Origin of the sequence: Polynucleobacter sp. MG-Unter2-18 (assembly GCF_018687675.1) — a bacterium.
Taxonomy (GTDB): Bacteria; Pseudomonadota; Gammaproteobacteria; order Burkholderiales; family Burkholderiaceae; genus Polynucleobacter.
Map to the genome: position 1 here is coordinate 523,764 of NZ_CP061302.1, position 12,251 is coordinate 536,014.

Sequence of the window (12,251 nt, forward strand, 5' to 3'; positions counted from 1 at the left end):
GTTTGAATTGTTTTTATTGTTTGGTTTTTTGAGGCTCGAATGAATTTATATTCCTTGTTGGAAACAGGTTTTCCAGAAGATAAGCAGGCTTGTGCATTGGAAACGCATGATGGTTTGTACTACTCCTGGAGTGATCTGGAGCGTGCTACTTCCAAGATGGCAAACCTACTGAAGAGCCTCAAATTACCAGCAGGATCTCGTGTTGCTGTTCAGGTTGAAAAATCGCCTGAGGCACTCTTTCTGTATCTAGCAACTGTAAAAGCAGGCTATGTTTATCTACCTCTGAATACTGCCTATCAAGCGGCGGAGATTCAGTACTTTCTAGAGAATGCTGAGCCTGCGGTAGTTGTCTGTAGCAGCAAAAACTTCTCATGGGTTTCTAAGGTTGCTTTTAAAGCTGGCACTAAGCATGTCTTTACTTTAGATGAGGATCGCAAAGGCACCTTATTAGAGCGTGCCGCTGGTCAAAGCGATAAGTTCAAAACTGTTGCTGTAAAGGATGATGATTTAGCGGCTATCTTGTATACCTCCGGTACAACTGGTCGTAGCAAGGGTGCAATGTTGACTCATAAAAACTTGGGCAGTAATGCACAGGTATTGCAAAAGTTTTGGGGCTGGAAAAAAGGTGATGTCTTATTGCATGCGCTCCCAATCTTCCATGTACACGGATTATTTGTGGCTGCGCACGGGGCATTAATTAACGGTAGCAAAATGATTTGGTTGCCACGTCTAGATACTGCGCAATTGATTCATCACATGCCAAATTCCACTGTGATGATGGGTGTACCGACTTTCTATGTTCGACTACTCGCAGATAAAAACTTTAATAAGAGCGTCACGCGCAATATGCGCCTGTTTGTTTCTGGTTCTGCTCCACTACTGACTGAAACATTTAACTCTTTTAAAGAAGTGATTGGGCAACCCATTCTTGAGCGCTATGGCATGAGTGAAACTGTGATGCTTGTTTCTAATCCATATAAAGGTAATCGCGTAGGTGGGTCGGTTGGCTTACCTCTACCTGGTGTCAAAGTACGCGTGGTGAATGAAAGTAATAAGCCTTGTGGTACTGATGAAATTGGCAGCATCCAAGTGAAGGGTCCGAATATATTTAAGGGCTACTGGCGCATGCCAGAAAAGACTGCCGAAGAATTTACTAAAGATGGCTGGTTCAAGACTGGTGACGTTGGTCGCTGGGGTGGTGATGCTAATGGTGGTAAAGCACCCAAGGATTACCTCTGCATCGTTGGACGTAGCAAGGATTTAATTATTTCTGGTGGGTATAACGTATATCCAAAAGAGATCGAAAGTTTTATCGATGATATGGACGGCGTGGATGAGAGTGCTGTGATTGGTATTCCGCATCCTGATTTTGGTGAGGCGGTAATGGCGGTAGTTGTGCCAAAAGCAGGCGCTAAGTTGGACTCCCAGGCCATGATTGCAACACTAAAAACACAAATCGCAAATTTTAAGATTCCTAAGCGTTTAGAGATTGTCTCTGACTTACCTCGTAATGCAATGGGTAAGGTTCAGAAGAATATTCTGCGTCAGCAATACACTAGCTAAAAGCAGTAAGTCGGTTTCTTAAAAACCAAATGCCTTGCGGCTTTCATTAAACATGAAGGCTGCAAGCATAAAGAGCATGACACCGAAGATGCGTTTGAGCTGAGCTACATTGAGCTTCCTGGCCATCTTTGCGCCTAGTGGGGCGGTGAATATGCTGACTGCCACAATGCAGAGTACTGCTGGTACGTAAACAAACCCAAGTGAACCTTCGGGAAGGTTAGGGTTGCCCCAACTTCCATACATGTAACCGATCGTCGCTGCAGCTGCAATCGGAAATCCTAAGCCTGAAGAACTGGCCATCGCAGTATGTGGTTTGACGTTGCACCAAAGCATAAACGGCACAGTAATAAATGCTCCGCCTGCACCTACTAGGCTCGCAATTACGCCTGTTAGCGCTCCAAATGAGAAAAGACCAAATGCACCGGGTAATTCTCGTCCAGCCGTAGGCTTTTTATTAATGATCATTTGGATCGAGGTGTAGACAATAAAAATGGCGAAGAAGAGGGATAGCCAGGAGGTGTTGATCGCCTCAAAAATCTCACTACCACCAACTAGGCTGCCAATCACTAGGCCGGGACTGAGTGCTGCCACTAACTTCCAATCGATCGAGTTGTGTTTGTGATGCGCCCAGATGGCTGAGGTGGTGGTGAAGAGGATAGTAGCCATACCAGTCGCAATAGCCATATGTACGATGATGTTTTGGCTAAACCCTAAATGATTGAAGACCACAATCATGAATGGCACCAAAATCATGCCGCCTCCAATACCTAAGAGACCTGCTAGAAAGCCCGATATGCTTCCGCACAACATTAGCATTGCGATATCGGCTATCGACATGAATTCCCCGCCTTAGCCGCTAGGCCGTCATCCTGAACCCTAAGGTTCAAGGTGGAACGGCTACTCTGCTTCGGGTGCATTAAGAAGTTCAGGGAGTGAACAGCGCGAAGCTGCCACTGTGAAAATTCGAAACGCTCACGCCCGCAGTGTAAAGATCGTTCCTGATGCTTGCGCATCGGTTCAAGGAACTATTGGCCTTGGCGAACCAGGCAGGGAAAGAGTTTGCATCAGGGCATCCACCTGATCTTCCAGAGCATAAATTTCATTCTGGAGTCGAGTAATTTCTTCTGAATTAGAGTTGGATGAACTGCTCTGTGCTGAAGTAATTTGAGATGCAGTTTGTAGCTTAATGAGATCACCTGCAATCTTCAGCGCGGCCATCATGCTCGCACGTTCAATGCTGCGATTACCACCATTAATTGCCAGTTGAATTTGCTCATCGACTAATGTGCAAGCTGCACGAAGCAGCGGCTCATGCTCAGTGCTCGTAGCTAAAGTAATTTTTTGACCGGCGAGGGTTACTTCAATGCGTTGTTGGCTCATTGTCATCCTCTGGATTAGTTGGTGTCACGGGCTCACTGAGCAAGTTCAATTGACGTCCATCACTCTGCTCTGGCAGGCGACTCAAAATATGCTGAACCCGTTTTTGTGCATCCTCAATTTTGGTCTCAAGTTGTACGCGATCCTGATGCAGCGCTTTAACGGCATCAGAAATGAGCTGAATTTTTCCGGCTAGCCTCTGCAGAGATGCGGCTATCGGATCAGGTTCAGCGGAGTCGCTTGGGACGTGAGGGGTGTACTCGGTCATATAGGCATTGTAGCCTTAGGGAAATGCTTTGTGGAACCCCCGATTTTGGGCTTAGTTGGGTAAAGCTATCCAATCTCCACCAAGCTTTTCTAATCGAATACGGCCATCAAATAGGGCAACCAGGGCTTGATGGGTTGCAGGATCTTGACTGGATCCTTGAAAATGCAGTTTGCCTTTATTGAGCATGATCACATGGTCGGCTCGGAGCGCGAAATGAATCTCATGCAAAACAGTGACCAAAGTTTTCCCTTGCTCCAGTAAATTGACTTGCCCTTTCAAAAAATCGGCTTGATGAGGGGGGTCTAAGTTCGCTAGCGGTTCATCCATTAAAAGAATGTCGGAGCCCACAGCAATCAGGCGTGCCAATAAGACTCGTTGACGCTCGCCCCCAGATATTTGCTGAAGAGGGCGTTGGCGTAAATGCCAAGCATCGCTCTGCTTCAAGGCCTGCTCGACCAATAGATGATCGATTTCAGAGGGTAAATGTAGCCAGCCTTGATGAGGTAGTCGCCCTAACATGACGACCTCATAGACGCTGAGCGAGTCGCCCAGTTCATCTGGAGTACTCGAGCCCTGATCAAGCCAAGCTATTTTCTTAGCAAGATCTTTTTTAGTAAATGCAGATATATCTACATCGTCAATGGTGATTGAGCCATCCCGCTTGAGTAAGCCAGCTATCGCTTGTAAGAGGGATGACTTACCTGCGCCATTAGGTCCAATAACACTAGTCCATTTGCCCTGTGGAATGTCTATATTCAGGTCAGAGAGAATGGCGCATGGACCTCTATATAAATTGAGCTGGTGGGTTTTCACGGACGCCCTCCAAGAGATGTTCTTCTTAGTAGTGCCAGTAAATATAGGCCACCCAAGACTGCAGTGACAAGGCCAACCGGAATTTCAATTGGAGCAAAGAGGGTGCGCGCAATCAGATCTGAAGTAAGCAACAAGATTCCGCCACCTAAAAAGGAGAATAAAAGCTGTACTCGTTGCCGTCCGCCAGAAAACTTTCTAACCATGTGTGGAGCTGCTAATCCAACAAAAGCAATCAAGCCAGTTTGAGCAACAGCACAACCAGTCGCAAGAGCCAGAATGCCAATCAATACTAGGCGTAGCTGATCTAGAGGTAAGCCTAAAGTACGAGCTGTATTTTCACCTAGTGATAGCGCATCGAGTACAGGGCTAATGATGAGGGTAACAAGCAGGCAAAGCGCTAAAACGATGGTCATGATCTCGACACCAGACCAACTTAGTAGTGTGGTGTTGCCCAACATGAATGACTGAATACTTTGAAATAGGTCAGGGCGAATAAAGGTAAGCATGGAATTTACAGCACCTAAAATCACACTAATTACTACCCCGGATAATAAGAGGCGCAAGGAACTGCGGTAGCCGCCCGCCAAAATTAATGAGGCCAGAACACCAATTAACGCTCCAAGAAATGCGCCACCATTAAGACCAATGATCTCTAGCCAAGAGTTGCCAAGATAAGCAAAGCAAAGGATGCTGCCCACACCTAGTAGTGCGCCCGATGCACTTCCAAGTAAATAGGGGTCGGCCAAAGGATTGCGAAATAGGCTTTGGGCAATACCGCCAGCAAGCCCCAATAATGCTCCTGCAAAGTAAGCCCCTAATGATCGTGGAAGCCGAATATCAAAAACCAGAGTTTGGTCAGAATTAATGAAATTCCAGTTGGCACCAGTACTGCCCAGTAGGGTGCCCATCAGTACTAAGACAGCACTAAAAATAAGCAGACCAGATAGCTTTCCAAGAAGATGATTTTTTTGCATTATTGAGATGATGACATCTTCTCTTGTATGCATTGAGAAATGATCAGTGCTGCCTCTCCCATGCGTGGTCCGGGGCGAACTAAGACATCATTTTGATCAGTAGTAAAACTGCAGATGCGATTTCTCTTTACTGCTGGAATCGAATTCCATCCAGGACGCTTCTGAATATCTTTAGTAGTAGATTCGGTGAGGAGAATCACATCAGGCTTAGCCTGCACCACGAACTCAGGATTGATTTTAGGAAATGGTCCGAGAGATTCTGGAATGATATTAATCAAATTTAACTGAGTCAGAATTTCCCCGATAAAGGAGCTTCTACCTGCCGCAAATGGTGCAGGATTTACCTCAAAGTACACGCTAATATTTCCACCCTTGGAAGAGAGTTGTTTATTGGCGCGCATAATCTCCTTCTGAATCTGATTCCAAGCTCGCGCACTCTCAGATGTTCCCAGTAAGGTATCTAGTTTTTTAAGGGCTCGCTCCTCGTCACCCATTGATTTAACATCAAGTGCAAATGTTCTGACCCCTAAAGAGTTTAGTCTTGCAATCGCGGGTGAGGCTTTTTCCAGCAACACAATATCTGGCTTGAGTTGCACGATACGCTCGATATTGACATCGCCCATGCCACCTAGCTTAGGCAATTCTTGAATTGATAGTGGCCAATTTGAGAATCGGTCTACACCAACTAAAGCACCACACTTTCCCAAGGCACAAACGGACTCAGTGAGAGAGGGGAGAAGACTTACAACACGCTGTGGTGGTTTATCAAACATCACCACAACACCCCGATCGTCAACCACCGAAACCGATGCAGCAAAAATAGCTAAGGAGAATCCTAGTAGAAATAAAAACCCCCCGACCGCCAAATAGTGCGTGAGGATCGAGGGTTGAGTGAAGCTTTTCATATTTATCTACATTGCGTAGCGAATGCCCGCAAAGATGTTTGAACCTGGAGTGTTGTATCCATAACTTAGTTGATAGTCTTTATTAAATACGTTGTTCCATCGACCAAAAAGGCTCAGATTTTTTTCAAGCTCATGACTGGCGTATAAGTTGTAAAGACCATAGCCGCCCATGTAGTTTGAGTTACCAGAGTTGTAGCGCCCACCTTGAAACGTTCCCTCAACTCCAACTTTTGTAGATTTGATCAAATATTCCGCAGCAATATTTCCGAATTGCCTTGCACGCTTCGCTAATAAATAGCCGGTAGTTTGAGCAACCGGATTTTGTTGGTCGAAAGACGCCCTGAGCAGTAGATCAGAAATTCTGCTGACGCCACCTAAAGAAACTCCTGAGACCTTCGCAACCCCAGCATTTCCCGCGCAACCGCCTTGGGAGCCATTTAGTTGAGCAGTCGTACATGGAGGTGATGTAGTTGTATATTGAATCAAGTTGCTAATCGTACTGTTGAAGACAGTGGCATGAAGATCCAATGCTCGCGACTCATAATGCAAGCCTACTTCTGTATTTTTACTTTTCTCAGCCTGTAGACTGGTGTTGCCATAGTCTGGATAGTACAAGTCATAAAAAGAGGGGGCCTTAAACCCTGTTCCATAGTTAATATTTCCTCTGACATGCTGTGTAAAAAAGTATCCATACGAAGCACTTCCAGTTGTCTGTGGTCCGTATCCGGTGATGCTATCGTTTCTCAGTGCGAGATTTGCTAAATGACTTCCCCTTTGCAGCTTATAGGCTCCTGCTAAGGTATTTGTATTTTGATCCTGATTGATGTTCCCATCATTTGCGATTGCATTTGCAGTTTTTCGTTCCGCAATGAGTTGCAGCAAGTCCTCGCCAATATTCAAGTCATTCTGCCAAGTGTAAGTGGACAACTTAGTTTTAGTAACTGGATTTCCTGATGTGTAAATGTATTGTCCCAAATCGTAGGATTGAGATAACTGAAGACTACTTTTCCAGTATTGATTAATTTGATTATTTGAGTATGCAGAAAATACTCCAAGATTATTAACTTGGTCTCCGATGCCTCCTCCATAGTATGAAGTTACTGGATATTGATTTTCCAGACGGCTAGCTAAGAATTGAATGCCAACCTCTTGGCCTTTATCCCACTCTTGAGATAGTCGTCCTGAGGCACCACTCTTGGTGTAACCAGTTCTTCCCATTGAAAGTTTTGGGCTGTTACAAAAATTGCTGGCCAAGGTTGCACTTGATTGTGTGTTCGGATTACAGGGATTGTTGCTGGCAATGCTTGAAAAACCAGTGGATATCTCTTGGCTTGCGCTCAATGAATAGCTAGTATTATTTTTTTCACCTAGCGATCCATACAAACTAGCATCAGTGATGCTAGTTCCATAGCTTCCATAGCCAGTTGACGCTGAAACTTTTGCAGCCCCAACTCCTTTCTTGGTAAAAATTTGGATAACACCGCCTATCGCGTCCGAACCATAAAGACTGCTTTGTGGTCCAAAAACAATTTCGATATGATCGATAATTCCAAGTGGAATGGCTTGTAAGGTAGAGCTTCCTGAAAGCGCCGATTGTGTTCTCACACCATCAATCAACACTAGTGTTTGATTTGAATTGGCTCCGCGTAAAAATATACTCGCAGGTGATCCCGCCCCTCCAACCGTTGATATTTCAACGCCGCGTTGCCGCTGAAGTAATTCGACAAGGCTGGTTTGACCTGCCTGTGCAATTTCTTCTGGACCTATGTAGACGTTATCAGCTAGAACGTCATTTGCTTTTGTCGGGGTTCTAGTTGCCGTCACAATGATTGGATTCATTGGATTTGGCGAGTTTGTTACCGAAACCGATGGATTGGTTTGGGCAATTGCTGCTGTGCTGAGTGTGATTGCTGCGCCACAAAGTAGGGCGAGTATTGCCTTATTACTGAACTGCTGTTTCATGATGAACCTTCTGCCTTCGAATCACCTAGCTAACTTCCCCGTAAGCTGGGTCGAACAGAATTTCACATTGAGAGTACTTAGGCGTCAATTGGGCATCTTGCCAGCCTGGCAGGAGATGCTTCATCGGCGCGCGAAGGTCCCCGTCCGCAAAATTCCACCTGTCTTGGCCGGTATCCGGGCTAGTAAACCTCAGAATCTGGCCTTCCCATGCAATTGACGCGCACAGTGGCTTATTCAGACTCCTGACACCTTTACCTTGAAGTTAAGGTGCATTTACTTACCGTTGCGGGGGCAGCACACGTTTAGTGTTTCCCGTTTAACTTTATTGCATTGCAACAAAGCACCACGACCTTTTAATTCTATCCTATAAATGGGGTTAAGCCGTTGTGGGCGTCAAAAAAGCCTACAATGCACTCTCTAGGAACAAGGATTCATGACAGCATTAGATAAACACCCCGAAAAAAACCTGATTCGTTTGCAGTTGAGCCAAAACTCGGTGTTAAAAAGTCTGGATCCTGAAGCGATGGCTGAATTAGAGCGTCATTTAGTGATTTCAGACCTGAAAAAATCAGAAATCCTGCTCCATCAAGGCGACCATCAGATGGAGCAATATTTTGTTTTAGATGGGATTTTGAAGCGAATTGTCTCTAGTGCTGATGCAAAAGAAATGATTTTGCGATTCGCCATCGAAAAAGATATTGAAACAAGTTATGCGGCTTGGCGCCTGAAGACGGCTGCCCCGTATAGCATTGCCTCCGTTACCAAGGCGCGAGTTGCCCGTATGCCCCTAAAGAAGTGGGCTGAATTTCTAGATGCCCATAAGCCCCTCAAAGAGAGCTTTGAGTTTGAAGTAATGCGCTTAATGAGTGAGATCATGGCGCATACCATCACACTGCATATGCTTGATGCACCAGGTCGGGTAGAGCGCTTCTTGCGTAAATACGAAGACTTATTTGAGTTGCTCCCCAAAAAAGAGCTGGCTGCTTATCTTAATCTCTCCCCAGAGACTTTGAGCCGCCTTAAAACAAAGCACAAAGAGCTCTTTGTCTAATTAGCAGGCCTAGATGTTTCTAGATTTCAGGGGAAATTGACCGAAGTCAATGATGAACCCGATCCCAGAGCCTAACATTCGTATCAGCCTCAACGGGAGAGTTTTCTTGCCCGTGGCACTACTAATAACTTAATTGGAGACAGTTAGCGAAAGCTAAATTGCACTGAGCGCACTTGACGTTCGGGCGGTGTAATTAACTATAAATTTCTATGACAACAGATAATCAAAATACCCAAGTCACTGATGGCTTTCATCTCGTCATCGATGCTTTAAAAGCAAATGACTTAGACACCATTTTTGGTCTCGTTGGTATTCCAATTACCGACTTATGCCGTTTGGCTCAAGCTGAAGGTTTGCGCTTCATTGGTTTCCGTCACGAGCAACATGCTGGTAATGCTGCAGCGATTGCAGGCTACATGACTCAAAAGCCTGGTATCTGCATGACTGTGTCAGCACCAGGTTTCTTGAACGGATTAACAGCCTTGGCAAATGCCACCGTGAACTGCTTCCCAATGATTTTGATCTCTGGTTCAAGTGAGCGTGAGATTGTTGACTTGCAACAAGGTGACTACGAAGAGATGGATCAGCTCAATGCAGCCAAGCCATATTGCAAAGCTGCATATCGTATCAATCATATTGAAGATATCGGTATCGGTTTTGCGCGCGCAATTCGTGCGGCTGTTTCTGGCCGTCCAGGCGGCGTGTACTTAGACTTGCCAGCACAGTTGTTAGCTCAAACAATGCCTGTTGAAGAAGCCAAGAAATCAATCTTTAAAGTAATCGATCCAATTCCACGTCAAATCCCTGCGCCTGATGCAATCGAGCGTGCATTGAATGTATTGAAGGGCGCCAAGCGTCCATTGATTCTCTTGGGTAAGGGCGCTGCTTATGCTCAAGCTGATGCTGACATTCGTGCATTGATAGAGAAGTCTGGTATTCCGTACTTGCCAATGTCGATGGCTAAAGGTTTATTGCCAGACAACCACCCACAATCCGCTTCTGCAGCGCGCTCATTTGTATTGGCTGAGGCTGATGCAGTGATGTTGGTTGGTGCGCGCTTGAATTGGTTGCTTGCACACGGTAAGGGCAAGACCTGGGGTAAAGATCCTAAGAAATTTATTCAGATCGATATTCAATCAAACGAAGTGGATAGCAACGTACAAATCGATGCCCCATTGATTGGTGATATTGGCTCTGTTGTTGGCGAACTCCTAAAAGGTATTGCTTCAGTACCAAAGCCTTCTGCCGAGTGGATCAGCGCAATCAACGAGAAAAAAGATAAGAATTTGGCGAAGATGGCTGAAACATTAGCCAAAGAAGCTTCACCAATGAACTTCCATGGTGCTTTGCGCGCTATTCGTGATGTGATCAAGAAGAACCCAGACGTGAACTTGGTAAACGAAGGTGCAAACACACTCGACTATTGCCGTGCAATTGTGGATATGTACAAGCCACGCAAACGTTTTGACTCTGGTACATGGGGCATCATGGGCATCGGTATGGGCTACGCCATTGGCGCTGCTGTAACGAGTGGCTTGCCTACAGTTGCGGTTGAAGGCGATAGCGCATTTGGTTTTAGCGGTATGGAGCTAGAAACGATTTGCCGTTACAACCTGCCAATCACAACAGTGGTGTTTAACAACAACGGTGTTTATCGTGGTACAGACGTGAACCCTACTGGCGGTGCTGATGTGGCGCCAACAGTGTTTGTGAAAAATGCCCGTTACGACAAAATGATTGAGGCATTTGGTGGCGTTGGTTATTACGTGACTACCCCAGCAGAATTAGAGGCTGCATTAACTAAGGCGATTGCTGAAGGTAAGCCTGCTTTGATCAATGCTGTGATTGATGAAACTGCTGGTACAGAAAGTGGACGATTAACCAACTTGAATCCATCAACTGCCGCTGTTAAGCATTAATTTGTAGGCAATTTATCGGTAATTAATACGTAATATTTTTGAACTAAATTTAGCAATAAATAAGCAATACTTTAAGGAGAATCAAATATGACTAAACCATTAGACGGCATTCGCATCATCGATTTCACACACGTACAAGCAGGTCCTGCATGTACTCAGTTGTTGGCTTGGTACGGTGCTGACGTAATTAAAGTTGAGCGTCCAGGTTCCGGCGACGTAACTCGTAGCCAGTTGCGCGATATTCCGGGTGCTGATGCTTTGTACTTCACTATGTTGAACGGTAACAAGCGTTCATTAACTTTGGATACCAAGACTCAAGAAGGTAAAGAAGTTTTAGAGAAGATGATCAAGACTTCTGATGTCATGGTTGAGAACTTCGGTCCAGGTGCTTTGGATCGTATGGGTTTTAGCTGGGCGCGAATTCAAGAATTGAATCCAAAGATGATCATGGCTTCTGTAAAAGGCTTTAGCGATGGTCACTCATACGAAGACTTAAAGGTTTATGAGAACGTTGCTCAGTGTGCTGGCGGTGCCGCTTCTACTACTGGTTTCTGGGATGGTCCTCCAACAGTTTCTGCTGCTGCTTTGGGCGATAGCAACACTGGTATGCATTTGGCAATTGGTATTTTGACTGCATTGATGCAGCGTCAAAAAACTGGCAAGGGTCAAAAAGTATCCTGCTCAATGCAAGATGCCGTATTGAACTTGTGCCGCGTGAAGTTGCGCGACCAACAGCGTTTGGACAAAGTTGGTTACCTTGAAGAGTACCCACAGTACCCGCACGGTACATTCACTGACGTAGTTCCACGTGGCGGTAACGCTGGTGGTGGCGGTCAGCCAGGTTGGGTGTTGAAGTGTAAGGGTTGGGAAACAGATCCAAACGCCTACATTTACTTCACTATTCAAGGTCATGCTTGGGAGCCAATTACTAAAGCTTTGGGCAAGCCAGAGTGGGCAACTGATCCAGCGTACATGACTGCAGAAGCGCGTCAAGATAAGATTTTTGATATCTTCGCAACAATCGAAGAGTGGCTTAAGGATAAGACTAAGTACGAAGCTGTGGACATCCTCCGTAAGTTCGACATCCCTTGCGCACCAGTGCTGTCAATGAAAGAATTGGCTGCATCACCTGACTTGCGTAAGAGTGGTTCTATCGTTGAAGTGGACCACAAAGTACGTGGTAAGTATTTGACTATCGGTAGCCCAATTAAGTTCTCTGATTTGGAAATCGAAGTGGGTCCATCACCAGTATTGGGTGAGCACACGAATGAAGTATTGGCTGACCTTGGCTATAGCGCTGATGACATCGCTAAGTTGCACGCAGCAAAAGCAGTTTAATAACGATTAGTAGTATTCGTTTTAGCTTTAAAGGCGCTCCATGTGGGCGCCTTTTTTTACGCATTATCGGTAACAAAGCTC

The 12,251-nt window shown here is 45.5% G+C and carries 10 protein-coding genes, 1 other RNA gene, 1 pseudogene and 1 riboswitch; of the genes and pseudogenes, 4 read left to right on the forward strand and 8 right to left on the reverse strand.

The annotated features are described in order from the left end of the window. The first annotated feature begins 39 nt into the window (after nucleotides 1-39). Complete coding sequence (locus tag C2759_RS02820) at nucleotides 40-1,563, forward strand: malonyl-CoA synthase (RefSeq protein WP_215356148.1); 1,524 nt, start codon at nucleotides 40-42, stop codon at nucleotides 1,561-1,563. 18 nt (nucleotides 1,564-1,581) lie between these two features. Here C2759_RS02820 and C2759_RS02825 read toward each other — a convergent pair whose 3' ends face one another. From C2759_RS02825 to C2759_RS02860, 8 genes and pseudogenes are all read right to left on the reverse strand, one after another. Beyond that, complete coding sequence (locus C2759_RS02825) at nucleotides 1,582-2,400, reverse strand: sulfite exporter TauE/SafE family protein (RefSeq protein WP_046329765.1); 819 nt, start codon at nucleotides 2,398-2,400, stop codon at nucleotides 1,582-1,584. Beyond that, nucleotides 2,401-2,619: non-coding RNA, 6S RNA (ssrS, locus tag C2759_RS02830), on the reverse strand. A 99-nt stretch (nucleotides 2,620-2,718) separates the two neighbouring features. After that, nucleotides 2,719-2,949: pseudogene (locus tag C2759_RS10635) on the reverse strand (cell division protein ZapA); the annotation flags it as partial. Continuing rightward, the gene (locus C2759_RS02840) at nucleotides 2,924-3,208 is read right to left on the reverse strand and encodes a hypothetical protein (RefSeq protein WP_215356150.1); all 285 of its coding nucleotides are present in this window, start codon (nucleotides 3,206-3,208) and stop codon (nucleotides 2,924-2,926) included. The gene C2759_RS02840 and the pseudogene C2759_RS10635, both read right to left, overlap by 26 nt. A gap of 51 nt (nucleotides 3,209-3,259) precedes the next feature. After that, nucleotides 3,260-4,021, reverse strand: a complete 762-nt coding sequence (locus C2759_RS02845) for an ABC transporter ATP-binding protein (RefSeq protein WP_215356152.1) — start codon at nucleotides 4,019-4,021, stop codon at nucleotides 3,260-3,262. Further along, nucleotides 4,018-4,995, reverse strand: coding sequence for an iron ABC transporter permease (locus C2759_RS02850; RefSeq protein WP_215356154.1), 978 nt, complete (start codon nucleotides 4,993-4,995; stop codon nucleotides 4,018-4,020). The genes C2759_RS02845 and C2759_RS02850 overlap by 4 nt, the downstream gene beginning before the upstream one ends. Further along, nucleotides 4,995-5,900 (reverse strand): ABC transporter substrate-binding protein, encoded by a 906-nt coding sequence (locus C2759_RS02855; protein WP_215356155.1) that lies wholly within the window; start codon nucleotides 5,898-5,900, stop codon nucleotides 4,995-4,997. The genes C2759_RS02850 and C2759_RS02855 overlap by 1 nt, the downstream gene beginning before the upstream one ends. 6 nt (nucleotides 5,901-5,906) lie before the next feature. Next, nucleotides 5,907-7,862 (reverse strand): TonB-dependent receptor domain-containing protein, encoded by a 1,956-nt coding sequence (locus C2759_RS02860; protein ID WP_215356157.1) that lies wholly within the window; start codon nucleotides 7,860-7,862, stop codon nucleotides 5,907-5,909. 147 nt (nucleotides 7,863-8,009) lie between these two features. After that, a riboswitch (cobalamin riboswitch) is annotated at nucleotides 8,010-8,225 on the reverse strand. A gap of 70 nt (nucleotides 8,226-8,295) precedes the next feature. Between C2759_RS02860 and C2759_RS02865 the strand changes: the two genes are divergently transcribed. From C2759_RS02865 to frc, 3 genes are all read left to right on the forward strand, one after another. Further along, nucleotides 8,296-8,913, forward strand: coding sequence for a Crp/Fnr family transcriptional regulator (locus C2759_RS02865; RefSeq protein ID WP_215356159.1), 618 nt, complete (start codon nucleotides 8,296-8,298; stop codon nucleotides 8,911-8,913). 209 nt (nucleotides 8,914-9,122) lie between these two features. Further along, entirely contained in the window at nucleotides 9,123-10,832 is a 1,710-nt protein-coding gene (gene oxc, locus C2759_RS02870; protein ID WP_215356161.1) for an oxalyl-CoA decarboxylase, read from the forward strand. Nucleotides 10,833-10,919: 87 nt separating this feature from the next. After that, nucleotides 10,920-12,170 (forward strand): formyl-CoA transferase, encoded by a 1,251-nt coding sequence (frc, locus tag C2759_RS02875; protein WP_046329772.1) that lies wholly within the window; start codon nucleotides 10,920-10,922, stop codon nucleotides 12,168-12,170. The last annotated feature ends 81 nt before the right edge of the window (nucleotides 12,171-12,251 follow it).